The following is a 25535-nucleotide window of genomic DNA, read 5'->3' on the forward strand; positions in this document are numbered from 1 at the left end:
GGAGTTATGGATTTCTGCCTAGATCGTGTGCCTTTTTCTGCTCCACCCCCAAAGCGCGATCTATGTTTTTTTGATGGGCAATACCCAACTGAACAAGGGCTGCTTTTCGCGCAAGAAAAAAATCCTTTTCGGCTTGGTTGGCCGTACCCACAGCAAATTTTGTCAAATGCCTCAGCTTGGCATTGATGTGCTTTTTCATCCCCGTGTCCTGTCTTTGTGCGGGGGTCAGCTCCTCAATTTTCTTGCCAAACAAATCGGCATACATTTCACGGACGACATCTTCTTTCTTGCCATTTTCCCATGCCTGTTCAATGTCCTTCTCAACTTTGTAGACGGCCTCTATCGCTTCGAGTTCCTTTTCATTGTTGGCATATATCCTTTCAAAAGTCTGGGCAATCTTTTCAAGTTTTAGAATCCTGTCAAAGTCTTTCTCGTGTACAGCTTTGGCAAACTCTCTGGATACTCCATAAAGATTGCCAGCGAAACTCTTGGCTAGCTTTGTCTTTTCCATTCTACGCTGAATGGTCTCTGCCGCAGACAAACGGCCAGCCACCTCATCAAGAGTTAAGCCAGTCTTTTCCATATTTTTTTACCGCTACAGAGAGGTTCACATTATGTTCGATAAGCCAGCTCATGCCATATATTTCCTTTAATGCTTGAGCAGCATCAGGAGTAAGCGGTATGTCAGCAATCGCCTTCGCGGCTTCCGCCTCTTTTCCTTCCTCAAGCAATAAACCGCTTCTCACAGCCATTTCCAAAACTTCATCTTCCGTATACTCTCGCAAATTCGGTTCTCCGATGAGATTCATCTTGGCCTCCCTGACGTAAATTTGAAACAGGATAAAAGCGCATTGGTTCTTTGTCCAGCAGGCGCAACACGGCCCGCCCCCAGAGGAGCGGGCCTTTGTTTCCAGTTTACGCCAGACCGGCTATGTGCAGGGCGAGATCGGCCGTCCGGGCGCAGGTGTCCGCTTTCAGCAGGAAGTCGGTATCCGCGTCCGCGCCTTTTTCCGCCTTGGGCAGTTTCAGGCCGGAAACCGTCATGGACGTGTCCAGGGAGAAGGACAACGACACATCGGGGGTGTCGGCGGGTACGGCCGTCATGGCCAGTTTTTGGATGGTCAGGCCCTCATTGAGGGCCGAGGCGATGGAGCTTTCGCAATTCTGGACGGCCACGGCCCCCTTGTCTTCCGTTTGGGCGGACGTGGCCAGCGTGGCCGACCCGGCGCAGGAGAGTTCCCAGCCGTTCAGGGCGACATCTTCCCGCGAGAGACGGGCAAAGAAGGACGGCAACTCCGCCCCGGCGGCAAAGGCTTGCGCGTCAACACCGAAGGTGGCCTTGAACTGCGCCAGCAGGGGCAGGGCGGCCTTGGGAGAAGCGGCCACAAGCAGGCGGCCGTTTTCCAGATCCCACAGGCAGTCAGTGAGCGCGGGCGTCCATTCCGCACGGGAAATGAGCTTGGCCGTTATGGCTTCCTTCAGCTCCTTTTTGCGCTTGCCGGAGACTTTTTTGCCCTGGGCAAGTTCCGCCTGGACGGCTTCGGCAAGCTGGAGTTTCAGGGCAGCGCCGGGGGCCTTGCGGCTGTCCACCCGCAGGGAGAGGGCGACAAAGCGCCCGTGGTCGATACCGAACGAAAAATCCGTGTCCACAGCATTGCCGAGACCCACCCAGCCCATGCGTTTTCCTTCCGGCGTGACGGCATCGGAAAAGGGCAGGGCGCGCACCGCATCGGCAAAATCCATCCGCTGGGGGACGGAAGCCTCAAAGAGGCTGAAAGAGGTCGTGTTTCCGAGAAAGCCTGCCATAACCACGCTCCTTAATCCGACGAACTGCCGTTCTGATTTCCTAAATTTCCTACCATATCCTGAAAGATAGCAATTTGCCTGTCGAGCTTTTCCAGCGTTGTCTTTGCGTAGGTTTGCAAGGTCTGCGCGTGCTGCTGTAAGTCCTCTGCATGGGCCATCAACGTATACAGCTTTTCCTCTGGCGTCATTCTGTCGTCTCCTTATTTCGGGGGATTGTCATAATCCGGCGAGTTGTCGTCCTTTGCCCAGTACCGTTGCTTGCATTTGGGATAGCCCGTGCAGGAGAAGTAGATGCCTCCCTTGCGCGTAGGCTTGACGGACAGCGGCTTGCCACATTGCTTGCAGGCAAATTCGGAGAGGGTCGGTTCCTCACGCGGAACGGGCCTGCCGTCAACGGCGTTGAACGTCGCGCCGCAGTTGTCGTCCGAGCATTTGAAGAAATCGTAGGCCGCGCCGTTCTTTGTGCCCGTAATGCGGCGCAGTTTGGCGGAACCGCAGGCGAGGCAGTCAAATTCCGACAGCGGGATCTCCTTCTTTTCCTTTCTGGAGCCGGGGCGGCCGCCGTCATCCTCAAACGAGGCGTTGCACTCCTTGCACTTCCAGTAATTCCAGCCCCTTTCAGGGTTGACGTTGTGATAGAAGGTGTCCCTGTTCCCGCAGGCGGGGCAGGGGACAGCCGTCTTTTCGCGGAACGTGGCCAGTTCGGCCATGAGCGTGTCATAGGCGAGGCCCACGCAGTCGGCATACGAAGTCTTGCCGCCGGCCACATCGTCAAGGGCGTCCTCAAGTCTTTTGGTGAAATCAAGATTCATGAAGGAAAAGACAGGCTGCATGGCGGCCACAATGGCTTCGCCCCGTGGCGTGGGCACTAGCCAGCCCTTTTCCTCCCGCAGGTAGGCTTTCTGGACAATGATGTTGTCCAGAATGGCCGCATAGGTAGCCGGACGACCGATACCGCGCCGTTCCATTTCCCGGATAAGCGTTGTCTGCTTGTAGCGCGGTTTGGGCTTGGTCTTTTTCGTGGAGACCGTGCCCTGTTGCACGACAGCCGTTGCCCCTTCCTTCAGCAGGGGGACACTGTTGGACGGTTCGGCATCCTCATCATCGGCGGCATCGGCCGCCAAGACCTGTTTCCAGCCGGGATGCACGAGCGTGCGGCCTCTGGCCTCAAAGATCGCCTGCCTGCCGTCCACATCCGCGCCAAGGCGGGCCACTCGCACGGCAAAGACCGCATCGGCAAGCTGACTGGCCAGCGCGCGCAGCCGGATAAGCGCATAAAGCGCCTGTTCATCCGCATTTTCTCCGGCTTCTTCCACGTCGATATGCGTGGGCCGGATCGCCTCATGGGCCTCCTGCGCCCCATCCTTGCTTTTCCACGTTCGGGGCGCGGGCGGCAGGGGCAGCCCCCGGGCATCGGCATAGGCGCGAATCTCCGCTATGGCTGTTTCGGACAGGTTCGGGCTGTCCGTCCGCATATAGGTGATGTGTCCGGCTTCATAGAGCTTCTGGGCAAGCTCCATCGTCTTTTTGGGCGTGAATTTCAGCGCATTTCCCGCCGCCTGCTGCAAGCTGGAGGTGGTGAACGGAGCGGGCGGAGCCGTGGCAGCCTCCTTTTCCTCAAAGGCAAGGACATCCAGACTTCTGACGGCGGCCACCCTGTCGGCCACGGCCTTGTCAAGCACATAGGGATTGTCCTCATCCAGCCAGCCTTCCCTGGGCAGCCAGACCGCGTTCCAGCCTTCGGAGACATTTTCCACGCGGTCAAAGGTCAGTTCCACGCCGTAATGCGTGGTGGAGACGAACGACCTGATCTCCTGTTCCCTGTCAACGACGATCCGCACGGCGGGACTCTGGACGCGACCGGCCGACAGGCGGCTTTCCGAGCAGGCGCGGGAAAGCGGCCCGGAAACCTTGTAGCCCACGAGACGATCCAGCGCCCGGCGGGCCTCCTGGGCATGGACAAGGGCCATATCAATGTCGCGTGGCGCGGCAATGCCGGCCTCGACATCGTCTTTCGTTATGGCCGTATAGGTCACGCGCTTGCAGGCCGACAGGCCGAGCACGTCCTTGAGATGCCACGCAATGGCCTCACCTTCGCGGTCAGGGTCGGAGGCCAGATAGACTTCATCCGCTTCCGCGGCCAGCGTCCTGAGTCTGGCCACCACGTCCTTCTTTTCCGGCGTGATCTGATACACCGGCCGGAAATCGGGCGGCTCAAGACCGTAGCCCTCCTGGGGAAGATCGCGGATATGGCCCACGGAGGCGGCCACCCGCCATTCCGCCGGCAAAATACTTTGCAGCTTCTTGATCTTGCCGGGACTTTCCACAATCAGCAGCTTCATCGCTCCACTCCTTTTTCCTGCGCCCGGCCGAGCTGACGCCGCACCGCATCAAGCCCGCGAGCCTTGTGCAAATCGTTGAAATCCGTCAAACCCTGTTGCTTTTCATCGGCTGTGAAAATCGGGATCCTGACCTTGCCCTGAACCGCACGGGCGGCGTCGCGGGCGGCTTCCACGCCCACATTCCTGCCCGTCTCCTGTTCCTTGCCGTGATCGTTGTCGGCGCAGATGGTTATGGCGGCGTTGGGATACTTTTCCCTGAGGGCTTCGGCCACCGGCTTGAGATTGCCCGCATCAAAGGCCACGGCCACCGGCGCGCCCGTGGCCATGTGGATGCTGGCCCCCGTCGCGTAGCCCTCGCAAATGACGATCTCCGCTTGCGACAAGTCCTTGCCCTCGTCGCCCAGCAGACAAAAATTGCCGCGCTTTTCCATGCCCGCGAAAAATCTTTTCCGCCCGTCGTCATCAATGGTTTGATAGCCTCGCAACTCACCGTCGATATTGTGGAGCGGCACAACCAGACGCGACTTGCCCGCTTCCACTTCCACTTGCCTGATGCCAAACGCCTCAACGCCCTTTTCTTGCAGGTAGGCATGATCTCCGGCGGGTCCAAAGCTGTCCCACAGCCTTTGAGCGCGGGCGGCGGCATTGTCGTATTCAAGCGCACGGGCCTGCTGTTGCGCCTGAATCCGGGCCGCACGTTCCGCGCGCTGTTGCTCCATTTCGGCCTGAGAAAGCCTCACGCCGGAGGCAATGAGCTTGACTCTGTCGCCCTGGACGTGATTCTGCGCCCAGCCGGCCGGGATGCCGTCGGCATGGAGGCAGTATGCGCCGTCAAGACCCCGGCCGTTTTTGGCCAGCAGCGGCACACGATGGATCTGCCCGTCCATGACAGGCAGTTGCCCCTTCAGGTCAAGGCCGAGTTCGGCCAGCTTGACGGCAAATTCCTGCGCCGGCTCAAGATGCTCCTGCCGATCCTGTTCCACGGCGGGAAGCCAGCGTTGCAGCGGCCCAAGGTCAACACCTTCCGGCGCGAACCAGCGTTTTTCGTTCCAGTCGAACTTCGCCCCCAGACTCTTGGCGTCGTTTTTCTCCCTGTAGGGTACGGACAGCCATGTTTTTTCCGGCGCAGGGGCCTTTTCCCCCGGCATGAACTTTTGCAGGGAAGCCAAATCGCCTCCTTCCGGGCAATACCATTGCTTTTCGCGAGCATCCCATTTGGCGCCGAGGGCCTTTGCCTCCCGCCGGGCCGAGTAGGGGACGGCCAGCCACGTTTTTTCCGAAGCCGGAGCGGCCCGTGACGGTTCGCGCCCGACATCGGGAACGCCCCTGTCCAGAACCGCCGAACGCCGCCCCTTTTCGTTGTCCGCTTCGCGTTCCGTCTGGAGCGAGTGCTCGCGCTCAAGGCCCATCAGGTATTCCTTGATGTGTTCGGCATCACGGCAGGCGCGGAGTATCTCAAGCGGATCGTCCTTCAAGTCGGCTATCCATGACTGGACATAGGCCGCATGTTGACCGGGATCATGCCCCACGCCGATATCCTGTCCGAGCATCCAGGAGGCTATTTCCGCCCGCAGTTCCTCCTTGGCGTAGCCTTCCGAACCGCGTACCCCGAACGGACGATCCATGCGGCTTTCGTGACCCGTCCAGTGGCCAAGCTCATGGAGCGCCGTGGCATAGTATTTGTCGGGCGCGTCAAAGTTGCTCCTGGGCGGGAGATGAATCTCATCCCGCGCAATGCTGTAGAACGCGCGATCCGCCTGATCGTGCTTGATGACGGCCCCCGACCTGGACAGGATTTCCTCCGCTTTTTCCAGCGGTTCCCATTCATAGAGCGGCTTGGACACTTCGAGGGGCGGCAAGCCCTCGACATCCTGCGCGTTGAAGACCCGATGGATCTTGAGCATGGGCCGCTCCAAATGCCGGGTCACACGTTCGGGATTGCCGTCCTCATCCAGGACGGGGCGACCGTTCTCATCCAGCCTGTCTTCCGTCACCTGCGTGACGAAATACTCAATGGGAACGGATTTGCTGCCTTTCCTGATCTTGTAGCCCGCCTTGACGGCCTGCTTGAACGTCATCCAGCGCGGATCGCCCGTGGAGAGCATGGACAGCCACAGGCGGTTGCCGCCCCTGTAGGTGACGCCGGAAATGGGATTGTAGGGCGCAAGTTCCTTCGCGGGCGTCCAGGGCTTTTGCCAGGGCGCGGTGCCGTTTTCCAGCATGGCGATGACCCTGGCGGCAAACTCTTCATGGAACGCTTTACTCGCCGACATCCGTGCCCTCCTGCGCCTCCTGAATGTCCTCCAGGATATCCTGAAGGGTCAGGGCCTCTTCCGTGAACGCCCCCAGGGCGTCGGCCAGTTCCGGGTCGAGTTCCACGGCAAAGCCGTCTTCCGCCTGCAAAAAGGCATCACGCGCGGCGGCATTGGCATATTCCTTGTCCATCAGCGACCTCCTGTCATGAAAAAGGGGGTATAGGTTGTCAGCCCGGCCAGCGGCACAAGGCCGAAATAGCGGCTGTCGAATCCGCCGGGATGCGCGGTCAGCACAAGGGCTTGCCCGGCGGGGATGACGCCGTCATGCAGCAGGGAAGGGGGCAGGGGCCTGCCTTGCGAATCGACGGGCAGAGCCTTGACGGGCCACAGGCAGCGCGGCCCGGCGGCAGGGCCGCAAAGGATGCCGTCCGGCGTCACCGTGACGACATCCCCCGGCATCCCGGCCAGATACTTCAGCAGCGGCCGGAGTCCCGACGTGCAGGAGCCGGGCGCAAGGTAGGCGCGTTCCGCCGCAAGATGCGCGCCTGCGCCGTCAAGGCAAAATCCGACAATGTCCCCACGGGAGGGAGACGCCGTCGAAGCCTTGTAGATGCCCCGCTCAAGCGAGGGGGTGACGTTGACGGCATAGCCGCCGGTCAGTCCCAGGGCGACAAGGCCCATGAGCAAAGCGGGCAAAAAGCAGGCAAGGGGAAGAAGGCGTTTCATGATCAGCCCTCAAGGAAATCCGCAAACCGCTTTCCGGGCTGTGCTTCCGGCGCGGTTTTCGGGGCTTCCGGCTGTGCCGCTGTCGGTTCGACGGCCTCCCCTTCCCCGTACCAGTCCGCAGGGCGCGGATGGTACAGGGAGTCGGAAATGCCGGCGGGGAATCGGGGGGTAATGCCCGGTGCGGGAATCTTGGCCCGGCGGCTGAAGACCGGGTCAAGGAAATAGAGTATCTGCATCCCGTATATGGGGGAATTGCCGGCCGTGAAAATGAGCATGTGCCCCGGAGCCGTCACCTTGCCTTCCGCATTTTTCTGTGCGCCGGGCAGGCGCATACATTCATCGGCCGTCAGCAGGGGCCGGGCGGTCTCCGAGATGCTGGTGGAGCGAGACGTGCCCCCCTTGCCGCCGGAGATGGACACCTTTTTTTCCACCACAGTCGTCTGGCCCGTCATCTTCGACAGCAGTTCCGCTGTTTCGGGGTCGTTGGGCGCATAGGCGATACGGACATGGCAGTTGGCCATAATGGCGTTGTCCTTGCCGTATACGCCGTTCAACTGCTTGGTATCCTGAACGATGATATACATCTTGCCGCCGTATCCGGCGATGTAGGCAATGGCCTTTTCGACAATGGGCAGCTTGCCCAGCGAGGTGAACTCATCCAGCATCAACAGGCAGCGATGCTTGTAGGCGGCCACGCTTGCGCCGTCCTTGAACTCCATCGAGGCGCAGATGCGCCGGATGATAAGATCGACGATCAGGCGCATGAGCGGCCGCACCCGGTCAATGGCCGCCGGACTGACCACAAGGAACAGGTCAACCGGCTTGTCGCGGTTCATGAGGTCATGGATGCGGAAGTCGGATGTACGGGTATTAAGATCGACGATGGGATCACGATACAGGGCCATGTTGACCAGCGCCGAGGAGAGGACACCGGATGCCTCGTTTTCCGCCTTGGAGTCCATTTCCTTGGCCGAGGATGCAATGAAGGTATGGCAGGCGGCACCGACGCGCTTATCCGCGTCAGGAGCAAAGCCATCCATGAGCACGTCATGGGGTTCCTGCATCATCTCCTGAAGCAGCGTCTTGATGTCCTTATCTTCGGCGGACATCATAAGCACGATGTCATTGAGCGTTGCCGTGCGGTTTTGATATGCCCTTACCGTGATGCAGCAATGCAGAATCACCCCGGAGAAGAAGGCAAAGGCCGCCTTTGTCCAGTGATCGTCAAGCCCCTTGCCGTCCGGGTCAACGAGCATGAGCGCCATATTCTGGACATCCTGGATACATTCCAGCGTCGTCAGGCGTATTTCTTCCAGAGGATTGAAGCAGCAGCCGGAGCCGGACGCATCGGAGGGGTCGAACCGCAGCACGGTATGGCCCTGCTGCTTGCGCCAGCCGGCCGTCAGCGCCCAGTTTTCGCCCTTGATGTCCAGAACGATGGACGAACCGGGCCACGAGAGCAGGGTGGGCAGGATCAGGCCCACGCCCTTGCCGGAGCGCGTGGGCGCGAAGCACAGGATATGTTCAGGCCCGTTGTGCCGGAGATACCGCTGTTGCCGAGCTTTCTTGTCCCACCAGCCGCCGACGTACACGCCCTTGCCGGAAAAATAGGACAGGGCCTCAATTTCCGCCCTGGTGGCCCAGTGGGCCGAACCGTGCAGCGTGGCATTGCCCTTTTGCTTGCGGGAGGCGGCATAGAGCGCGCCGCCCAGCAGCAGCGGCAGGATGAAGACGATCTGGCCAAGCGTCTGCGCCCTGTCCAGCACGTCCGGGTCAAGCGCGTCCGCCCACGAGAAAATGGCCCAGGGCGGATACCAGGCAAAGCCGCCGGTCACGAACAGGGGCTTGCCGAGCGCGGGCTGAAAGCCGTACTCGAACGCCGCCTTTTCCGTTGCCGTCCACATGGCCGCGAGGCCCGCAAGCGCGAGGACGCAGAGCAGCAGGGCGGTTTTCAGCCCCTTGCCGCCCTTTGCGGCTGTTTCCTGTATACCGTAGTTGTGCTTCATACCCCCCTCCTGTTCTTGCCCGGCGAGGGGAGAAACATGTCGGGAGTATCACCCCTTTTCCAGGAAAGGCTGAATAAATTGGAAAGCTCCAAGCGTGCCGCTTGGGAAAGGTTGTGGCGCTTGCAAAAATCCGCCAGCACCTCCCCATAAGGTAGCAAATGAGGATCGCCATCGTCATCGAACCATGAGTGGATAACGGCTTCCCTACCTCCGTGGTTTTCGACGAAGTCACAGAGATCGGAATCTGACAGTGAACAATGCAACACATCATCGACCAACAAATTATCAACAGCATTTTTGACGGCATCTTCCCTTGTGCTGCCGATTCCCCAAATCATGCAGTTCGTATTTTCCCGCTGAAAATCTTTATCAATAAGCTCTTCTTCCGAAACGAAAGACGTATTGTTGAGATTCAGCGTGACAAGCCAGCGTTTATTTTGTTCGTCAGCCATGCTTTCCCCCATGTTTAGCGTCCCCATGCCTGATAGGGCTGCCGAAAGACCAGGTCTTTTGTCACCACGATGTTGAACTGATAGCCGGGCCGCACTTCCAGCGTCGGTTTGATGTTCAGATTCTTTTGCAGGAGCGTGGTCGTCGTCTGGCCGAGCTGTGCGGCCAGAGCCGAGGTCATCTCATCCTGCATGGACGTGCCGTTATCCGAGGAACCGACGTTGCTGTTGGCCGAATCCATAGCGTAGGCCATGCCGCCCGTGACCAGCGACATCAGCACGGCCGAGCCGAAAATCCGCAGATAGTGATTGTCTACCTCGTCGGAAAAACCCGCCATGCCGGCCATATCCGCGCCGGGCATGGCCCCGATGGACATGGACGACCCGTCCGGGAAGATGATGCGGTTCCAGGCGATCAAAACGCGCTGCTGACCGTAGACGACGCGGGAATCATAGACGCCATAAAGGCGCGCCCCCTGCGGGATGAGCAGGTTCCGCCCCGTGGCCGTGTCATAGACGTTCTGCGATACCTGCGCGATCATGTTGCCCGGCAAGTCCGAATTGATGCCGGTCAGCATCACGCCGGGCACGACCGCGCCGGTCTTGAGTTCCAGCGGCATCCCCGCCGTCCGCTGTTCCGCAAGCGTCCATGAGGTATCCTTGCGCGCCCGCGAGAAAAAGGCTTCCTTGTCCCTGTCGGCGGCGGGATCATAGGAACCCTGCGAAACCGGATCGGCGGAGATCGTATCCATCCCGGCGTTCCCGCCGCCTGCCGCAGGGGCCGCGGCCTGCCCGCCGTCCTCCCGCTTTTCGCGTTTGGCCATGAGCGGCGCGGACAGCGCGGAAAGATACGCCTGCGCCCGCTGGCGACGGATATTTTCGGCCTCCTGATCGACCTGTTTCTGCTCTTCCGTGTTGCGCTGGATGATGACGACAGGCTCCTGCGGACGTTCGGGAGCCAGAACGCCGCTTGTCCTGTCTCCGTTGGGGTTGAGCGCCAGCCCGGAGCCTTCCACCAACCAGAGCGGCTTGTCTTCCTCCCGCACCACGGCTTCCTTGGTTTCCTCCTTTTCCTCCTGATCGTGGGCGAAATTCACGCTGTATACGAGCACGGCCCCCAGGATCAGGAGAGCCAGCAGCACGGCGTAAATGGGCCATTTGCCCATTCTGGCGATGCGGGGTTGCGCGTTGAGTTGCAGCCCGTTGGGCGAGGCATCACCGCTCATAGGGCCTCCCTGGCCGCGTCAAATGTGTCGGACGCCTTGTCCGAAAGCCTGCCGCCGAGGCCCTTTTCCAGCGTGGTGGCACTGCGTCCGGCTTCGGGACGGCCGGAAGGCAGGTAGGAACGCGCAAAGGCTTGTCCGTCGGAAATACGAAGGTGCAGATACCATGCGCCGCCGTTGCTGCCGTCTTCCCCCTTCAGATCATCCAGCGTATACGCCACGGTGAGCGCATTTCCGCCGCTTTCCGGGGAAACGCTGAAGCCGCGCTGCCGCAATGCCGCCTCAAAGGCGGTCGAGAAGCCGTTTTGGGCATCTTTTTCCGGGGACGGCACAAAAATCGTCGTATGGCCCGGAGCGTATTCCGAGGCCAGAAAGGCGGCCGCATCCGAGGCAATGGCCGCCGTGGCGTCGGCATCCGGCAGGCTGCCCACAAAGGAGCCGCCGAGTCCCTTGTAGCCGCAGGCCGTGAGGCCCAGACAGAGGATGAGCAAAAGAAGACGCTTCATTTCCCGCTCCTGCTGATGATGACTTCTTCCTGCGCCGAGCCGACGCCCAGCACCAGGGAAATGGTGTCAAAGATGCCGTCAACGATCATGGCCTTGTCCGCGACGCGATAATTGACCATGACATCCTGCTTGCCCTTGCGGACGAGCAGCACCGGCATTTCAGCCGTCTTGTTCCCGTCGGGCAGGCGGATGAAGGTTTGCTGTCCGTCGTCATAGACCCGTTGCGGCTTCCAGGCGGCTTTCCCCTTGACCACATAGCCGAAGTTGAGCTTGCTCAAATCGACGCGCTGTCCCTCGACCTCGGTGGAGTTCCAGTGCGCCGCGCGCACTTCGGCCGCCCGCCGTTCGGCCAGATCGATTTTCAACTGATCCGCGTAAGTGAAGCCCACATAGGGCGTGTGCCCGGAGCGTTGCGAAATGAGGCGCAGATGGTACACGCGCCTGTCGGTCGTGACGACGGCCGTGCTTTCCAGCCCGGCATCCACCGGCTTGATGAACAGATGCACGGTTTCCCCGGAGCCTGTTCCGACCGTGCCGCTCTCGATCATCCAGCGGGCCGAGTCGCCGATGACGATCTCGTGCACCTTCTCTCCCTTCTGGAGTTCCACGTCGCAGACCTGCATGGGCGAGGCGAGGATGGTGGGCATACTGGCCCCGTGGACGTAGATCAGCTTGCCGGAAAAAGAGAGCACCGGCGCAGGCCCGCGCCCCGTCCATTCCCGCGAGAGGCGCAGGGCGCGCTGTTCGCCCTTGGTCAGCGGCACGGTATCCAGCCCCAGATAATCCGGCAGGGGCTTTGCGGACGCCGTGCCCCCGGAGCCGTAGTCCAGTTGCGGGGGATAGCCGGACGGTTGCGCCGCCTGCGCCGCAAGGGCAGGGGAGGGCAGGGCCAACAGCAGGGCAAGGATCAGCTTTTTCATCAGTTGCTCCTGGAGGCGGCAAAGATGCGACTTGCCGACAGTTGAGTGATGTAGACGCCGCCGGGATTGTGGATCAGTACGGCTTCGGACGTGGGCGGCGTGATCTGGATGGTGACGGTGGCCTCATACATGCGGGATTCCAGCGTGGCCCCAGCGTGGGAACGGGTGGTTTCCAGCCATTCCACGCGGTAGCTGTTTTCCGACACGCGCAAGGGCAGGGACTTGATCTCCACATGGACAAGCCGCCCGGCCTTGGCGATCTCATAGGGATTGTTGGTGGCGTACCATTCCTTCAGCACCCCCTTGGCGCTTCCGGCAAAAAAGAAGGAAAGCCGCTGGATCATCTGTTGTTGCAGCTCAATGTCGGCAGTGACCGTGCGCCATTCCTGGATGCAGTTGGCAATGGTCGCCTGTACCAGTCGCAGGGGGGCCGCGCTTGCCGTGTCCGCACGGTTAACCACGATGGACTTGCCGAGCTTGTCCACTTCGATGATGTACGGCACGGTTTTCACCTGATTTGCCTGGATCACATTGCAGGCGATGGACATCACGGCAATGATGAGCGTGATGAAGGCCACGGCGCGCCATTGCGCGGCCCGGCTGATGTACGAGCCATAGCGTTCCAGCCATTCCGTGCGGGCGTTGAGATAGGGGTTGCCGGCAGAAGAGGGGCGCTTTTCGCCTTCCGGTTCGACCGGCGCTTTTTTCTTGAAGAATCCCATGGAATATCCTCCCTCCCTGTTCACTTGAGATTTTTCGACCTTGTGGCTTCAAGCATCGTCCGCAGCGACGAACCCACAGTGTTCTGGCGATCCTCCCTGTTGTGCGCGGAATCCCGCGAGGCGTTCCACAGGTTCCGGGCCGTGCCGCTCACCAGGCCCAGCCCTGTTGCCCCGTCCGCGCGGGCAATGGAGGCCGCCATGCCTACATTGCGACCGGCGGCATAGGCCCCGGCGGCGGTAACGGCAGCCGCGCCGAGGGCGGTCTTGCCCAGAGCGCCGAGGCCAGTGCCGGAACCGCCGGACGCGCTGGAAACCAGCCCGGCCACAATGCCGGGCAGCGTATTGAGCAGGACAAACAGCACGATGACGCAGCCGAGGATGGTCAGGGCCAGAGGCACGTCAGGCTCCTGCATCACCAGATCAGTGATGAACTGGTAGCCGGCGACGATGATGAGCTGCATGGTGAACAGCTTGAAGCCCACGGACAGGATGTAGCGCAGGGTATTCATGGCAAATTCACGCATGACGCTGGAACCGCCGAAGCCCAACAGGATACAAGAGGCGGCCATAGCAATGAGTGCTTCGCATTTGTAGACGATGACACGAGCCGCAATCATGCAGAAAATGACAAGAACAATGAGCAGAGTAAAAATCCACAGCAATATTAATCCGGCATCATCCATAAAATCCATCTCATCTATTGCTGTAAACATATCGTTGCATAGCTGGAGTCCTTTCTTGAAGGCGAGGTCAGAGGAATCATTTGAACCGACAGCCTCTCCGGCAATGTCTTGCAATCCGTTCACGACCTGCTGTGTCCAGGGATAGAAATTGTTGATCACCGCAAGAAAGAAACCACACACCACAAGAGTGATGCAGAATTTCTTGATAACATCCCCCATATCCGCCCTGCCCAGTGCAGCATTGACGCCCAGCCAGGCTATTTCCAGCACGACACAGAGACCAAAGAGGTTCTGGGCATATTTTGTCGTTACACTGATAATTTGTTGAGATTGCTCACGATATTTATTGACAATGTTAGCAATTATGTCAGAATTTGCTCCAGATGCGGCACTGGCGTTTTCGGAAAAGAAAACACACACCACAAGGAGTATCCCCATGAAAAAAATCATTCTGCTTGCCTGTTGCATGGTGCTTTTCTCCATTGGCGTCTGCAATGCCGATTCTGACATTGATAAACTGAAAGGATGTTGGCGATCCTATGGAAGCAACTATGAAATAAATGATAATTATTATAAAAAAATTGCAAACGATGTTGAATTTGAGCTAAATTTTGAAGAAACAGATACACATATTATTATGAAAACAAGGCATCCAAAACTTAAAGAGCGAGAAACCATTCGATATATTTTACGAGAATCCATCACCGATGAGTCTTTCATGGTGAGCAAGAAAAAACAGACATCGCCGACAGAAGGTAGAGCGTATAAACGCATAGAGTGTCCAAAATAGTTTGCCGAATAGTCCACAGGGGCGGCCTCAATGGCGAGGCCGCCTTTTTTCTGCATCAGTAGCGCGGGTCATCCTTGGGAGTGAAGTTAAGTGAGGAGAAATCCGTCTTGGCTCGGTTGATCTCCTCCGAAAGTTGTTTCTGCCGTTGCCGCATTTGCTGTTCAGACAGATCCGACTGGAACTTGGTGGCCACCAGTTCGCGCAGTTGCCGGGATTCCTGAATCTGGAGCGCGGCCAGTTGGTTGCCCGCCATGATCGCCTTCTGCTGGCCGTCCGGCGTGGACAGCAGGCGGTTGATGTAGTCCTCAAGCTGCCCGGAGTTTTCCAGCTCCTGCAACTGGCTGGCGGAAAGCTGGAACGTGGACTTGGCGGCGTCATCCACCCGCTTCGACCAGTTGTCCCAATAGCCCTCATACCTGGTCGAACCTTCGCCGGACAGCAGTTCCTTGGGCATGTTCGCCAGTTCCTTGAGTTCGTCCCGCGTGCGGTACAACTCGTCAAAAACGCCGGCCATGCCTGTAATGTCATTGCGGAGGGTGTTCAGCGTGCCGGTTATCTTCCCCAGTTTGGACAGTTCGCCGGATATTTCGCCGATGAGGTTTGCCGGAAGCTGTACGGTGTTTTGCACCATGTTGGCATATTGCTCGATATTCTGCTGTACCATTTGCAGTTGCGCGGCCGTCTGCTGCACATACTGGTCATAGGCCGTCTTCAGTTCCGCAAGCTGTGAGTCGGCAATGGCCCGTTCCAACGCCTGCATGGCGGACGTGGAGCAGTTCGTGCAATAGACGGTTCCGGCATATGCCGGAGCCGCAAGAGCAAGCCAGCAAAGCGTCAGTATCCCTTTCTTCATGTGTGCCTCCTAAAGCGCATTGCGCTGTTCAAGCCAATGTTCGACCCAGTGCTCGCCGTATTCCCCTTGCAGGGCCTTTATGGCGGCGATGCTCTCCTTGTCCGATGCGCCGACGAAGGCCAGTTCCTTCCGGGAGAGCTTGAGCTGGAACAGTCGCCGCCCATAGGCATTGGTTATGTAGTAGTCCCGCTTCTGCGTGGCGCGGGCCAGAATGGAGATTTGCCGGTCGTTCAGGCCGCAGGACTTGTAAAGCTCGTACTGTTCGTCGTCTCGGGCAAAGGGGTTGGCCAGATAGATTTTCGTCTGGCAGGACTCCACAAGCACATCCATGATGCCGCTGTTTCGGGCGTCCGAAAGGCTTTGCGTGGCCATGATGACGGCGCAATTCGCCTTTCGCAGCACTTTCAACCATTCGCGGATCTTGGCGCGGAACACGGGATGCCCCAGCATGACCCACGCTTCATCCAGGATGATCCACGAGGGCGCGCCGTCCAGGCTCTTTTCGATACGGTGGAAGAGGTAGAGCAGAACGGGGATCAGGTTCTCATTGCCCAGATTCATGAGGTCTTCGATCTCAAAGACCATGAAGCGAGAAAAACCGAGGTTGTCCGTTTCGGCATCCAGCAGGCGGCCCATAGCCCCGGCATTGGTGTAGTGCATGAGGGCTTCCCGGATGGACATATCCGCCACCAGATGCACGAAATTGGTCAGGGAACGCATGTTCTCCGGCTGTTCGGCCAGCAGCAGGGCCGCCTCGTGTATGGCGTTCCTGTGCGACGGCAGCACCGTTATTTTCTGGAGTTCCAGCAGGCCGATGAGCCATTCTTCGCACCACGCCATTTCCGACGCCGACTCCGCGATGCGCTGGAGCGGCGCAAAGGAAAGGCTTTGCCCCACGTCATAGTGATCGCCGCCGACCCCGGCGCAGAGCGGATACATGCTCATGCCCTTGTCAAAGGCATACAGGCGCGCCCCCGCATAGCGCCGGAAGTTCCAGGCCAGCGTGGCCAGCAGCGTGGACTTGCCCGCGCCTGTCGGGCCGAAGATCAGCGTATGCCCCAGATCGCCCACATGAAGATTGAACCAGAAAGGTATGGTTTCCCCTTCCGTCACGAATACGGCCAGGGGCGGCGAATCGGGCGGATAGAAAGGGCAGGGGCAGGCCGGTTGACCGGCCCAGATGCTTTGCAGCGGCAGAAAGTCCGCAAGGTTGAGCGTATTGACGAGCGGACGGCGCAAGTTGGCATAGCCGTTGCCCGGCAGACTGCCGAGCCATGCCTCAAGCGCATTGATGGACTCGATACGGACGCCGAAACCGTTTGTCTGGATCTGTCGCCGCAATTCGCGGGCATTGTCCTGCAAGGCGTTCACATCCGTATCCATGAGGATGATGCAGGAGGACAGGTAGCCCGCGCCGACGATGCCGGCCTGGATCTCCGTCTTGGCCACTTCCGCATCTTCGCGCATCAGCAGGGCGTCGCGGTTGACCTTGGCGTTGGGATTGTTGAAAAACTGATCCAGAAAGCCCAGGACTTGCTGATTCCAGCCCTTGACGTAGCTTGTCACCTCCTTTTCGGCGTCGAACTGGTCAAGGCAGATGAAACGCGAGCTGAAACGATAGGCAAAGGGGGCGGAATCCAGCATGGCGAACATGGCCGGCCAGGATTCCTGCGGCAGGCCGTCAATGCTCAACACGGCCAGATGCCGCGTTTCCGCTCCATCCTGAAAGGAGGGGATCAGGCCGCCCACAAGGGGCAGTTCGCCAAGCAGGGCGTCCAGATACATGGGCGTATGCGGTACGCGCAGGGGATGCAGGCGGCCCGTGATGCAATACTCCAGAAAGGCAAGCAGATCCGAATGGATGAAAGGAGCGTCGGCATCGTCGAACAGCTCATATTCCGTCAGGCGGGTCAGACGCAGCACGGCGGACAGCGCGTCTTCGAGTTCCAGCAGCGTCGTCTTGAAGGTCTCCAGCCCCTTTTCCAATGCGGACTGGCTTTCCACGCCGATCTTTGCCACCCCGGCCATCTTGGCCGCGTGAAAGTTCGGCAGATAGGTGGCCGTCAGATAGGTGGCCGTGCTGTAGCAGACATCCTGCCCGAAAAAGGCCCGACGTGTGTCGTCCAGCATTTGCGACACCCTGTCCGGGAAGTGGGAGCGTTCCGGTTCGGGATAGGCTTTTTGCGTGGCGCGGCAGGCATCCACATGGAGCATCCAGCCCGTGCCGAGGCGCTTTGCCGCCTGGGAGAACTGTTCCGAGACGTAGGCCAGTTCTTCCGGCGTGGAGCTGGCCGTGTCCTGTCCGCGTATCTCCCAGGCCGCCAGAAAGGAGCCGTCCTTTTGCAGAACGATCCCCGGATCAACGAGCGCGGCATAGGTCAGCAGATCGGGCAATCCTGTCGCCTTGGAGCGAAAGCCTTTGAGGTCAAGCATCACTTCACCCTGAACCCGCCCAAAGGCCGCCAGCGGCTTGCCTTTGCGCTGTAAAAGTCATTCTGTTTGACGTGCCGCATCCAGACCTTGCTCATGATGGGATCGGCCTTGGCCATGCGGCGCAGCACGAAGACCGCGACGATCCAGAAGACGGCGGCTGCCGCGCCGGAAAGCAGCGTCAGGCCGCCGATGCCCACAAGCAGCGCGATGAGAGCGGAGGTCATCACAAGCTCACGCTCCGCCCCCATCACGAAGTTGTGCCGCTGGAGAGATTGATGCACGGCAATCTTGCGGACTTCCATTGCCGAACCTAGATGAGCGCCCCGGAAAAGCTGAAGACGCTGTTGACGATGCTCGACGCGAACGCAATGAACGAAATGCCGAACACCACCGACAGCAGCAGCTTGAAGCCGCCCGAAATGTCATCCTTGTTCATGATGAAGATGATGCCGCAGAGCGCCATTGCCACGATGGAGATCCATTTGCCGGCAGGGCCGGTCACCGTGCCCACCACCTTTTCCAGAGGCCCGGAAAATTCCGAGATGCCGCCGGAGGCAAAAGCCGCTTCCGGCAGGGACAGAAGGCCGCAGGCAAGGAGAACGAAAGCAAGGAATCTGGCGTTACGCATGAGAAGCCTCTTGTGTGGGGCCGTCATGCGGCTCGTGGTTGGGGTTCAAGACCCTCAAGGTGTTTATGGTTGCGCAGGAAGCGCACTTCAGTTCGATATGCCCGCGAATGACATAGCCATATGCGATGATCTTGCGGCATTTCCCGCATCGTATCGCTTGCAGGCCGTGGACATTGGTGAGGGACGCCTTATCCATCCGTCCTCCGATAGACGACTTCCGTCACATAGGCGTCATCCTTCTTGCTGTAGCCCTTGACGCGGACAATCTCCCGCAGTTCGCGGGTATTGCGCGCCGTCTTGGTCATAAAAACGATGAGATCAATGGCCCGGCCGATGAGTTTTTGCTTGGGGCCTGCGCCGGCTTCTTCCACCAGCTCTTCCAGCCGCTCCAGGGCGTCGGTGGCCGAATCGGCATGGAACGTGCCGATGCCGCCGGGGTGTCCCGTATTCCACAGCTTGAGCAGTTCCAGAGCGGCGGCATCCCGGACTTCGCCCACAAAGATGCGCTTGGGCGCGTAGCGCATGCAGACCTTTGTCAGGTCGCGCATGGTGATGCCGGCCAGTTCCGAGGTCAGGAAAAAGACCGCGTTGGGCGACTGGCACTGGAGTTCGGCGGTATCTTCCAGAATCACGATGCGATCATGCGGGCACAGTTCGTCCAGAAAGTGGATGACGCCGTTGACGAAGGTGGTCTTGCCGGAGCTGGTGCCGCCGACGACGACAATGTTCTGCCGCGCGAGTATGGCCTCTTTCAGCAGCGGGATGACATCGGGCGTGATCACTCCCTGTTCCAGGTATTCCGGCAGGGTGATGATGCGCGACGCCTTTTTCCGCATGGAGAAGGACGCGCACGGCCCGACAATGGGCGGATATGTCCCCTCAAAACGCGATCCGTCCAGAGGGAACAGCCCTTCCACCACGGGACTGCGGGCGCTGACCGTCTCATCCAGCGCGCTGGCCACAAGGGACAGGATCAGACGGCTCTGGGCCTGCGAAAGTTCGCCGACGCATTTCTGATCTTCCCCATATTTTTCCGTCCAAATCTTCCCGTCGGGATTGAGCATGATCTCAATGACCGCCGGATCGCGCACGGCATCCATGATGACCGGGCCGCAGTTGTGTTCCAGGCTCTTGAGCAGCCGTTCCCGTGTGGCGTCATCCAGCATGGCTATGCCCCCTTCAGCACGAAGACGGCCACGATCAGCAGGGCGGACACCGCGCTTATGGCCGTGCAGAGAAAAAGCGTCGTCCGAAACTTCACCATATCCCGCGCCGCCTCATTCAGGCCCTGCGCCGTCAGGGCGGACAGGGTATCCGTCACCTTTTCCGCGCCTTCCCGCACCGTGGCGGCATAGGCGTCGGTCAGCTCCCCCATGAAGCGGGTCAGCGCCTCTTTGTGCCGCTCATGGAGTTTTTCCTGTTCCGTGAGCAGGGCATTGGCGATGGTCACCTGCATGAGCGTCGGGTCGTCAGCCGGAACCGCGACATTGTGCCGCCTGAAAAGCAGTTCGCGGACATCCTCTATGCTCAGGCCGACGCCATCCGGCAGGGGAGCTGGAGCACCGCTTTCAGCGGCTCTTTCTTCATTCACTTCGCTCATGGCCGCTCCTAGAAAATCTGTGCCTGCTCAATGAGCCTGTACACTTCGGCCCAGTAGCGCCGCAGACGGCTCTTGACGGCGATATTGGTGGTGCTGGAGGCCATGCCCGCCTCGAATGAGTGCCGCTTGGCAAAGAGTTCTTCCAAGTCCCTGCCCAGGGTGGCCCTGGGCGCGTCAGGCAGGCGGATGACCGCATGGAACTGCGACTTGAATTGCTGATAGACCTTGAACTCCTCAAACTGCTTGCCATCAAGGACGATCTCTCCGAAGAAGGGATTGAGCCACACCACAAGGGGCGTGGTCGGAAAGCTGTCCGCGAGCAGATAAAGGCCCCTGGCCGTATCGACCACGGCCTGGCCGCCGGTGACGACCGTATGGAAAAAGACGGTGTGCCCTTCCTCGGCCAGCGTGGGCAGCACCTCGTTTTGCTGGAGGTACGCGCCGAGGGCCACAAAGGAGGACGCGCCATTGTCCACAAGCACATGCGAGGATGCGGGAGCCGACATCAGCCCCTCAAAAAGCTGGTCGAACTGGCGCGGGTCAATGTCGCCGTTCCGCATGATCTCGATGCGGGTGACGTTGAACTCCGCATAGCCCGAAAGCGTGGCGTTGACCGGGTCGGTATCAAAGGCGCATACGTCCTTTCCTGCCTTCAGCAGGGACTGATACAGCAGGCCGGCGATCATGGATTTGCCGACGCCGCCCTTTCCCTGCAAGATGAAATGCGTTGTTGCCATCGTAAAACTCCCTTATATGATGTCCGTGTATTCCTTCGGCGGGTCTTGTCCGAATGATTTCTTTTCCTCAGCGGCAACGGCAGGCGCATTGTTATGTTCCGCCACAACGGGAAGGGTGGCCTGCCCGGCAGGCGAGGCTGGATGCTTTTTCTCTTTTGGATGCCGTTTTTTCCATAACGTGCACATAGTCCTGTACGTCATGGAAATCTTCTTTTCGGAGCACAGTGTCCTGTATATTGACTTGATGGTGTGTCCCTTGGCCACCATGCTTTCAATGCGCTCAAGACACGCTATGAACTGCACTCGCGCCTCACCCGGCAGACATTTTTTTTCCATTGGCGTTCACATGCTTCGTTGGAAACTACGCATGGGCGCGTTTCCATTGCTTTAGAAAATCAAGCGGCAACAAGCAGGAAGCGGTATCGGCCACGTCGTGCGCCTGGGGGGCGCGTCCGGCCTTGTGCAGCAGCGTCCACAGACCCCATGCCGGACCGCGCAGGCGTGTATCCCGGAAGCGGGCAAGGAACGCCTCGAATTGCGGCCGCATCGCCTCAAGATCGGGATCGGCCTGCCGCCGCTCTTGTGCGGCCTCCCAGGCCCGCACCTTGGCGTCATTGTCCGTCGCAACGGCGGCAGGAGATGACGGCAGCTCATCCAGCCAGCGTTGCCCGCGCAGCCAGTTGACGAGTTGCGGCACAAAACGGCCATGCTCCTTAAGCCACATGGCCGATGCCTTGAACTTGTCCAGCGCCGCTATCAGCACATCCAGCCCAGGAAGCTGACCATGCCGCCAGAGCCGATGCCACACCGCGCGGGCAAGCTCTTTGGCCTCCTTGCGCGGGTATGCCTGGCACAGCTTTTCAAAATCTAAATTGGCAGAGAAAAAATCCCCCACCCCCCGGCGAGGCTGTCGCGTCGAAGGAGGTTCTTTTGCTGTCGGAGGCGTGGGGGTAGGGGGATAATTTGTTTCTTTCTTCCTACAGTTCGTTATGTAGCCAGAATTTGCCTCCCCCCCGTCAGAATTTGACTGGCCCGCGCGAGCGGAAAGAAAGGACGGCTTGAGCAGGTAGTAGGTCGAGGATCTGCATTCGCGCAGCTCGACGGCAATGAGCCGCTGCCCGGCAAGTTCGCGCAGATACGTCTTGATGCTGGACACGCTGCAACCGAGCAGACGGGCAAGCGTCGCCTGCGAGGGCCAGCAGTGATCCTTGTCACCGGCGTAATCACACAGCAATGTGTACAGCATCTTTGCTCCAAGCGAGATTTTCAGCGTCAGCGCGTAGCGCGGGAGAATGGGGCCTGAAATATTGCCACGGGGGCGGAAAGTTTCCTTTTCCATGAGTGATCACTCCAGACAGGCCACAAAAAAAAGCGTAAAAGAGAGCTGCGGAGCTTGACGCCGCTAAGCCTTCCGGCTAGAGTCGATCCATCAAATCTGTGGTGGATCACTCCCGCAGATCAGGCTTTCGTGGTGCTACACGAAAGCCTTTTTTCTTGTGTCCTACGTTTTGCTCAATGCGTCTCCTTTGAGCGGTGCAAGCGGCTGGCTCGTCAGGCCGTGGATACCGATCCCACGACGACGCGCCCGGTCACAAAGGTGTCGGCCGCGTTTCGCCTTATCGAAGTAGCTGATGGAAAAAAGAAAAAGCCCCATTGACGTTGCTGCGGACTGCAACGCCAATGGGGCTGAGGAGATGCGCGAAAAAAGCACAGGATGAGTGGAGGAAAACGAAAAAGAATGCGGAAACACCTTTACCCCGAAATGCCGAAGCATTCCAGGGTAAAGGTATCGTACTCCCTTGGGGGAGGTGCGTTCTGGCGGAGCGGAAGGGACTCGAACCCTCGGCCTCCGGCGTGACAGGCCGGCGTTATAACCGTCTTAACTACCGCTCCGGGTGTGGTGGGCAGTACAGGACTTGAACCTGTGGCCCCCGCCGTGTGAAGGCGGTGCTCTACCAGCTGAGCTAACTGCCCTCGTCGCAAGATTGGTTCTACGCAAAACCACCCCCTCCGTCAAGAAGTTTTTTCAAAAAAAGGAATTTTTTGTATAAAATTTTTAACATTATGAAATAATTTAAGAATTGTCGTGCTTTGGCTGCCGCTTTGCTTGCGGCGCTCTCCGGCCGATGGTAGATACAGCCTCGTCGAGGCGGCAAAAGCCGCAAAAAGGCAGAAGAGAGGGGTTGCGGAGTATGCGCTGGAGAAGTCTGATAGTGCTGCTGTGTCTGGCGGCATGGCCGCCACTGGGCGGCATCGCCCGCGGGGCTGCGGTCGTCTATGACGGCCCGAGCATCAGCCGGCAGCAGATGCGGGAAAACCTCTGCGCCATCACCTTTGACGACGGCCCGTCCCGCAACACGAGCCGCCTGCTGGACATGCTGTCCGGCTACGGCATCCATGCCACGTTCTTTCTGCTCGGCAAAAATGCCGCCCTGCGCCCCGCGCTTGTCCAGCGCATCGTGGCCGAAGGGCATGAGGTCGGCAACCATTCCTGGTCTCACCCCAAGCTGCGGGCCCTGAACAAGGAGCAGCAGCTCGAGGAACTGACCAGGACGGACACGCTTCTGCGGGAACTGGGCGCGCGTCCCCGTTACATCCGTCCTCCCTACGGCGCATATAATGAGGATACGCTGGCTCTGGCCGATGAGATGGGCCTTGCCATCATGCTCTGGTCGCAGGACAGCCACGACTGGAAACGCCTGCCCGTCAACTATGCCCTGCTGCCCAATACGCTCGGCCATGTGTACGGTCCCGGCGAGCTGCGCGGCATCTTTCTTTTCCACGATTCGCTCAAGCGGACGGTGGACGATCTGCCGCGCATCATTGCCGAATTGCGGGCCGGGGGTTGCCAGCGTTTCGTGACCGTCAGCGAATATCTGGATGTGCTGGATGAAACGCCGCCTCTGCTTATGACCCAGCGGACGCCCCCGCATTCGGAACAGGCGGAGGAAATGCCGCCGGAGAGCTTCCCCGATGCCATGATGGCGACCTCGAGCGCCATCCCGGCCGGGACGACGCCGGTTCCCATGGCCCGTTGCAGTCATCCGTGGACGCCCCCGGCGGCCGGTCAGTCGCAGCCCGCCGACGCTCCCGCTGCCGCCGCTGCCCTCGACGCGACGCGCGCCGCTCCGGCAGCTCCCGCACCGGCGGCGGCAGCTTCCGTCGAAACCGGCCCGCGCCGGCCATCCCAGCCCGCCGCCGCGCGGCGGGAAAAAGCCCCTGTGTACCGCATCGTGCATCCGCGGCCGACCGCGCCAGCGGCGCGCCGGGACAATGCCGCGCCGCGCTACCGGGTGGTGCAGCCCTATCCCCTGCCGCAGGGCGCCCAGGCCGGCGCCGGCCGCAGCATCAAGGGCCGTACGGAAACGCCCGAACCACGCCGTTCACGCGCGGCGGCCTCGTCCGACACGCTGTAGGGCGGCAGCCTTCCTCCCGCCGCACAGTCGCCTCGCCAAAAAGAAAACGCCCGGGCACAACCTGGTTCCCGGGCATCAGGCGTCGCCTGCACGAGGCGGGGCGGTCCCCCTCCCCTCAATCAGGCGGCGAAGAATATTGACGGACCCTAGTCGTTTTCGCGTCCGCTCTCTTCGTCCATGTCGGTCTGGCCACCGTGGCTGTCCGGCGCGGGCGTGCTGCGGCGGGGATGTTCCCGCAGGCGGCGGGCAGGCGCGGCCTTGCGGGCAGGCCGGGGCTCGGCCGTCCGGTCGGCCGTGGGGCGGCCGGCAGCCTCGGCAGCGGCGGGAGCTGCGGGGGGCGTGGGAGCTGCGGCGGGCTTTTCGACCTGGGCGGTGGTCTCCGTGCCGTTCTCAGGCGCTGCCGGGCGCGCGGTGATGGCGCGCAGCTTGCGCGTTTGCAGGCGGCGCAAGACGAAATCCTGCGGCTTCGTCCCTTCGGGGACTGCCGCCAGGGGAAATTCGGCCCGCGCCAGCCGCCGATGGCCGCCGGCCGAGCCGACATCATAAAAACAGGCATCCGCCATGCGACCGATGTCGCGGCTGCCGTCGCCGCGAAAGATCACCACCACCGTACTCCTGGCCACGATACCGCTGACGGCTATCCAGCGCAGGCCATGCACGCGGGTAAAGAAGTCCGCCACGGCCACCAGCAGATCGGAGCTGCTCACGTCTCCCAGCCAGGCCTGGGCCCCGGCCCCCCGGCAGTCCACCAGGGAGCGGAAGGCGCGGCTGAAGAGCGGCAGCCATTCCCGCAGGTACTCGCTGCGCAGGATGCGGCGCAGGATGGCGGTGTCCGCATAGCGGGAAAGCCACTGATAGGCGCGGAAGTCGTCCTCGCCGCCGCTGCGCTCGAAGGCGGCGGTATCGGTGCGGATGCCGTAGAGCATGGCCGTGGCCAGCAGGGGAGCCGGCGTGATGCGCAGGCCCTGCAGGTAGCGGGTCATCATGCTTGAGGTCGCGCCCACATCAGGCCGTACGTCGTAGAACTGCGCCCCTTTGTAGGGTTCCGGCGGCAGGGGATGATGATCGATGACCAGGCTGAAGGGGATGTCCTTGAGGCAGACGTGATGATGCGGCTGGGAGTCCACCACGGCAAAGCGGTCGTAGGAGGCGGCCTTTTCGGGCTGCCAGGCCTTGACCGGGATGTGGAGGTAACGGATCATGGCCAGATTGTCGGGCCGGGTGACCTCGTTGACGCGCATGATGTCCACGGCCTTGACCCTGTGCTGCATGATGCGCTTGAGGGCCATTGCCGCCGCCAGCGCATCAGGATCGGCCACGATGAGGATGCACCAGCGTTCTTCCTTGCTCAGGGTGTGCCGCCATTGACGCATGGCTGCGACAAGAGGCGATGTGGCGCTCATGCGACGCTCCTGCTCTGCTTTGCTCGTGACGGGAGGG

At 60.1% G+C, this 25535-nt stretch carries 28 protein-coding genes and 2 tRNA genes; 2 read left to right on the forward strand and 28 right to left on the reverse strand.

All coding sequences use genetic code 11. From position 1 onward, the window contains the following. Positions 1–4 precede the first annotated feature (4 nt). The 15 genes from Q0J54_RS02195 to trbL all read right to left on the reverse strand — a co-directional run bounded on the left by Q0J54_RS02195 (position 5) and on the right by trbL (position 14076). Entirely contained in the window at positions 5–583 is a 579-nt protein-coding gene (locus tag Q0J54_RS02195; protein ID WP_296303675.1) for a hypothetical protein, read from the reverse strand. Further along, positions 558–809: a hypothetical protein gene (locus tag Q0J54_RS02200; protein ID WP_296303676.1), complete on the reverse strand. Its 252-nt coding sequence runs from the start codon at positions 807–809 to the stop codon at positions 558–560. Before Q0J54_RS02200 ends, Q0J54_RS02195 begins: the two co-directional genes overlap by 26 nt. Positions 810–915: 106 nt before the next feature. After that, the gene (gene rdgC / locus Q0J54_RS02205) at positions 916–1806 is read right to left on the reverse strand and encodes a recombination-associated protein RdgC (protein ID WP_296303677.1); all 891 of its coding nucleotides are present in this window, start codon (positions 1804–1806) and stop codon (positions 916–918) included. Between the two features lie 11 nt (positions 1807–1817). After that, entirely contained in the window at positions 1818–1994 is a 177-nt protein-coding gene (locus Q0J54_RS02210; RefSeq protein ID WP_296303678.1) for a hypothetical protein, read from the reverse strand. A gap of 12 nt (positions 1995–2006) precedes the next feature. Beyond that, positions 2007–4148, reverse strand: coding sequence for a type I DNA topoisomerase (gene topA / locus Q0J54_RS02215; protein ID WP_296303679.1), 2142 nt, complete (start codon positions 4146–4148; stop codon positions 2007–2009). After that, entirely contained in the window at positions 4145–6421 is a 2277-nt protein-coding gene (locus Q0J54_RS02220) for a zincin-like metallopeptidase domain-containing protein (RefSeq protein WP_296303680.1), read from the reverse strand. Before Q0J54_RS02220 ends, topA begins: the two co-directional genes overlap by 4 nt. Next, on the reverse strand, positions 6408–6593 hold the full coding sequence (locus Q0J54_RS02225; RefSeq protein ID WP_296303681.1) for a hypothetical protein: 186 nt from the start codon (positions 6591–6593) through the stop codon (positions 6408–6410). Before Q0J54_RS02225 ends, Q0J54_RS02220 begins: the two co-directional genes overlap by 14 nt. After that, positions 6593–7129, reverse strand: coding sequence for a S26 family signal peptidase (locus Q0J54_RS02230; protein WP_296303682.1), 537 nt, complete (start codon positions 7127–7129; stop codon positions 6593–6595). The genes Q0J54_RS02225 and Q0J54_RS02230 overlap by 1 nt, the downstream gene beginning before the upstream one ends. 2 nt (positions 7130–7131) lie before the next feature. Continuing rightward, the gene (locus Q0J54_RS02235; RefSeq protein ID WP_296303683.1) at positions 7132–9135 is read right to left on the reverse strand and encodes a type IV secretory system conjugative DNA transfer family protein; all 2004 of its coding nucleotides are present in this window, start codon (positions 9133–9135) and stop codon (positions 7132–7134) included. After that, the gene (locus Q0J54_RS02240) at positions 9132–9587 is read right to left on the reverse strand and encodes a hypothetical protein (RefSeq protein ID WP_296303684.1); all 456 of its coding nucleotides are present in this window, start codon (positions 9585–9587) and stop codon (positions 9132–9134) included. Before Q0J54_RS02240 ends, Q0J54_RS02235 begins: the two co-directional genes overlap by 4 nt. Positions 9588–9601: 14 nt before the next feature. Beyond that, positions 9602–10810 (reverse strand): TrbI/VirB10 family protein, encoded by a 1209-nt coding sequence (locus tag Q0J54_RS02245; protein ID WP_296303685.1) that lies wholly within the window; start codon positions 10808–10810, stop codon positions 9602–9604. Next, complete coding sequence (locus Q0J54_RS02250; protein WP_296303686.1) at positions 10807–11313, reverse strand: hypothetical protein; 507 nt, start codon at positions 11311–11313, stop codon at positions 10807–10809. The genes Q0J54_RS02245 and Q0J54_RS02250 overlap by 4 nt, the downstream gene beginning before the upstream one ends. Beyond that, positions 11310–12233, reverse strand: coding sequence for a P-type conjugative transfer protein TrbG (gene trbG, locus Q0J54_RS02255; RefSeq protein WP_296303687.1), 924 nt, complete (start codon positions 12231–12233; stop codon positions 11310–11312). Before trbG ends, Q0J54_RS02250 begins: the two co-directional genes overlap by 4 nt. After that, positions 12233–12955, reverse strand: a complete 723-nt coding sequence (locus tag Q0J54_RS02260; protein WP_296303688.1) for a VirB8/TrbF family protein — start codon at positions 12953–12955, stop codon at positions 12233–12235. The genes trbG and Q0J54_RS02260 overlap by 1 nt, the downstream gene beginning before the upstream one ends. A 20-nt stretch (positions 12956–12975) precedes the next feature. Beyond that, positions 12976–14076, reverse strand: coding sequence for a P-type conjugative transfer protein TrbL (gene trbL, locus Q0J54_RS02265; protein ID WP_296303690.1), 1101 nt, complete (start codon positions 14074–14076; stop codon positions 12976–12978). On the opposite strand from trbL, the gene Q0J54_RS02270 reads away from it, so the two are divergent. Further along, positions 14075–14428 (forward strand): hypothetical protein, encoded by a 354-nt coding sequence (locus Q0J54_RS02270; protein WP_296303691.1) that lies wholly within the window; start codon positions 14075–14077, stop codon positions 14426–14428. The genes trbL and Q0J54_RS02270 overlap by 2 nt on opposite strands. A gap of 55 nt (positions 14429–14483) precedes the next feature. On the opposite strand, the gene trbJ is transcribed toward Q0J54_RS02270, so the two are convergent. The 12 genes from trbJ to Q0J54_RS02325 form a co-directional block, all read right to left on the reverse strand. Further along, positions 14484–15281 carry a P-type conjugative transfer protein TrbJ gene (trbJ, locus tag Q0J54_RS02275; RefSeq protein WP_296303693.1) on the reverse strand — a complete coding sequence of 266 codons (798 nt, stop codon included), beginning with the start codon at positions 15279–15281 and terminating at the stop codon, positions 14484–14486. Between the two features lie 9 nt (positions 15282–15290). Next, the gene (locus Q0J54_RS02280) at positions 15291–17714 is read right to left on the reverse strand and encodes a conjugal transfer protein TrbE (RefSeq protein ID WP_296303694.1); all 2424 of its coding nucleotides are present in this window, start codon (positions 17712–17714) and stop codon (positions 15291–15293) included. Beyond that, positions 17714–18016, reverse strand: a complete 303-nt coding sequence (trbD, locus tag Q0J54_RS02285) for a conjugal transfer protein TrbD (protein ID WP_296303695.1) — start codon at positions 18014–18016, stop codon at positions 17714–17716. Before trbD ends, Q0J54_RS02280 begins: the two co-directional genes overlap by 1 nt. An 8-nt stretch (positions 18017–18024) precedes the next feature. Further along, positions 18025–18342, reverse strand: coding sequence for a TrbC/VirB2 family protein (locus Q0J54_RS02290; protein ID WP_296303696.1), 318 nt, complete (start codon positions 18340–18342; stop codon positions 18025–18027). Continuing rightward, entirely contained in the window at positions 18335–18538 is a 204-nt protein-coding gene (locus Q0J54_RS12190) for a Com family DNA-binding transcriptional regulator (RefSeq protein ID WP_367172216.1), read from the reverse strand. Before Q0J54_RS12190 ends, Q0J54_RS02290 begins: the two co-directional genes overlap by 8 nt. Beyond that, positions 18531–19508 carry a P-type conjugative transfer ATPase TrbB gene (gene trbB / locus Q0J54_RS02295; protein ID WP_296303697.1) on the reverse strand — a complete coding sequence of 326 codons (978 nt, stop codon included), beginning with the start codon at positions 19506–19508 and terminating at the stop codon, positions 18531–18533. The genes Q0J54_RS12190 and trbB overlap by 8 nt, the downstream gene beginning before the upstream one ends. A 2-nt stretch (positions 19509–19510) precedes the next feature. Continuing rightward, entirely contained in the window at positions 19511–19942 is a 432-nt protein-coding gene (locus Q0J54_RS02300) for a hypothetical protein (RefSeq protein ID WP_296303699.1), read from the reverse strand. Between the two features lie 8 nt (positions 19943–19950). Further along, entirely contained in the window at positions 19951–20679 is a 729-nt protein-coding gene (locus Q0J54_RS02305) for a conjugal transfer protein TraL (protein WP_296303701.1), read from the reverse strand. A 12-nt stretch (positions 20680–20691) separates the two neighbouring features. Then, positions 20692–21015 (reverse strand): TraK family protein, encoded by a 324-nt coding sequence (locus Q0J54_RS02310; RefSeq protein WP_296303702.1) that lies wholly within the window; start codon positions 21013–21015, stop codon positions 20692–20694. A 25-nt stretch (positions 21016–21040) separates the two neighbouring features. Then, positions 21041–22018, reverse strand: coding sequence for a helix-turn-helix domain-containing protein (locus tag Q0J54_RS02315; RefSeq protein WP_296303703.1), 978 nt, complete (start codon positions 22016–22018; stop codon positions 21041–21043). A 477-nt stretch (positions 22019–22495) separates the two neighbouring features. After that, positions 22496–22572, reverse strand: a tRNA-Asp gene (locus Q0J54_RS02320). Between the two features lie 5 nt (positions 22573–22577). Beyond that, a tRNA-Val gene (locus tag Q0J54_RS02325) sits at positions 22578–22653 on the reverse strand. Between the two features lie 218 nt (positions 22654–22871). Between Q0J54_RS02325 and Q0J54_RS02330 the strand changes: the two genes are divergently transcribed. Beyond that, positions 22872–24095, forward strand: coding sequence for a polysaccharide deacetylase family protein (locus Q0J54_RS02330; protein ID WP_296303704.1), 1224 nt, complete (start codon positions 22872–22874; stop codon positions 24093–24095). 146 nt (positions 24096–24241) lie between these two features. Here the strand turns inward: Q0J54_RS02330 and Q0J54_RS02335 are convergent, their stop codons facing one another. Continuing rightward, positions 24242–25498: a phosphoesterase gene (locus Q0J54_RS02335; protein WP_296303705.1), complete on the reverse strand. Its 1257-nt coding sequence runs from the start codon at positions 25496–25498 to the stop codon at positions 24242–24244. Positions 25499–25535: the final 37 nt, after the last annotated feature.

The sequence above is a fragment of the uncultured Desulfovibrio sp. genome (genome assembly GCF_944324935.1).
Classification (GTDB): Bacteria; Desulfobacterota; Desulfovibrionia; order Desulfovibrionales; family Desulfovibrionaceae; genus Desulfovibrio.

Coding starts and splice junctions, on each gene's coding strand:
- Q0J54_RS02225 (WP_296303681.1), bottom strand. CDS start 6,593: ATGGACAAGGAATATGCCAATGCCGCCGCGCGTGATGCCTTTTTGCAG.
- Q0J54_RS02235 (WP_296303683.1), bottom strand. CDS start 9,135: ATGAAGCACAACTACGGTATACAGGAAACAGCCGCAAAGGGCGGCAAG.
- Q0J54_RS12190 (WP_367172216.1), bottom strand. CDS start 18,538: ATGGATAAGGCGTCCCTCACCAATGTCCACGGCCTGCAAGCGATACGA.
- Q0J54_RS02210 (WP_296303678.1), bottom strand. CDS start 1,994: ATGACGCCAGAGGAAAAGCTGTATACGTTGATGGCCCATGCAGAGGAC.
- Q0J54_RS02195 (WP_296303675.1), bottom strand. CDS start 583: ATGGAAAAGACTGGCTTAACTCTTGATGAGGTGGCTGGCCGTTTGTCT.
- Q0J54_RS02260 (WP_296303688.1), bottom strand. CDS start 12,955: ATGGGATTCTTCAAGAAAAAAGCGCCGGTCGAACCGGAAGGCGAAAAG.
- Q0J54_RS02245 (WP_296303685.1), bottom strand. CDS start 10,810: ATGAGCGGTGATGCCTCGCCCAACGGGCTGCAACTCAACGCGCAACCC.
- Q0J54_RS02310 (WP_296303702.1), bottom strand. CDS start 21,015: ATGGAAAAAAAATGTCTGCCGGGTGAGGCGCGAGTGCAGTTCATAGCG.
- trbJ (WP_296303693.1), bottom strand. CDS start 15,281: ATGAAGAAAGGGATACTGACGCTTTGCTGGCTTGCTCTTGCGGCTCCG.
- Q0J54_RS02300 (WP_296303699.1), bottom strand. CDS start 19,942: ATGAGCGAAGTGAATGAAGAAAGAGCCGCTGAAAGCGGTGCTCCAGCT.
- Q0J54_RS02250 (WP_296303686.1), bottom strand. CDS start 11,313: ATGAAGCGTCTTCTTTTGCTCATCCTCTGTCTGGGCCTCACGGCCTGC.
- Q0J54_RS02330 (WP_296303704.1), top strand. CDS start 22,872: ATGCGCTGGAGAAGTCTGATAGTGCTGCTGTGTCTGGCGGCATGGCCG.
- trbG (WP_296303687.1), bottom strand. CDS start 12,233: ATGAAAAAGCTGATCCTTGCCCTGCTGTTGGCCCTGCCCTCCCCTGCC.
- Q0J54_RS02220 (WP_296303680.1), bottom strand. CDS start 6,421: ATGTCGGCGAGTAAAGCGTTCCATGAAGAGTTTGCCGCCAGGGTCATC.
- Q0J54_RS02270 (WP_296303691.1), top strand. CDS start 14,075: ATGAAAAAAATCATTCTGCTTGCCTGTTGCATGGTGCTTTTCTCCATT.
- Q0J54_RS02230 (WP_296303682.1), bottom strand. CDS start 7,129: ATGAAACGCCTTCTTCCCCTTGCCTGCTTTTTGCCCGCTTTGCTCATG.
- Q0J54_RS02305 (WP_296303701.1), bottom strand. CDS start 20,679: ATGGCAACAACGCATTTCATCTTGCAGGGAAAGGGCGGCGTCGGCAAA.
- Q0J54_RS02280 (WP_296303694.1), bottom strand. CDS start 17,714: ATGCTTGACCTCAAAGGCTTTCGCTCCAAGGCGACAGGATTGCCCGAT.
- topA (WP_296303679.1), bottom strand. CDS start 4,148: ATGAAGCTGCTGATTGTGGAAAGTCCCGGCAAGATCAAGAAGCTGCAA.
- trbL (WP_296303690.1), bottom strand. CDS start 14,076: ATGGGGATACTCCTTGTGGTGTGTGTTTTCTTTTCCGAAAACGCCAGT.
- Q0J54_RS02315 (WP_296303703.1), bottom strand. CDS start 22,018: ATGGAAAAGGAAACTTTCCGCCCCCGTGGCAATATTTCAGGCCCCATT.
- Q0J54_RS02240 (WP_296303684.1), bottom strand. CDS start 9,587: ATGGCTGACGAACAAAATAAACGCTGGCTTGTCACGCTGAATCTCAAC.
- trbD (WP_296303695.1), bottom strand. CDS start 18,016: ATGGAAGTCCGCAAGATTGCCGTGCATCAATCTCTCCAGCGGCACAAC.
- Q0J54_RS02335 (WP_296303705.1), bottom strand. CDS start 25,498: ATGAGCGCCACATCGCCTCTTGTCGCAGCCATGCGTCAATGGCGGCAC.
- rdgC (WP_296303677.1), bottom strand. CDS start 1,806: ATGGCAGGCTTTCTCGGAAACACGACCTCTTTCAGCCTCTTTGAGGCT.
- Q0J54_RS02200 (WP_296303676.1), bottom strand. CDS start 809: ATGAATCTCATCGGAGAACCGAATTTGCGAGAGTATACGGAAGATGAA.
- trbB (WP_296303697.1), bottom strand. CDS start 19,508: ATGCTGGATGACGCCACACGGGAACGGCTGCTCAAGAGCCTGGAACAC.
- Q0J54_RS02290 (WP_296303696.1), bottom strand. CDS start 18,342: ATGCGTAACGCCAGATTCCTTGCTTTCGTTCTCCTTGCCTGCGGCCTT.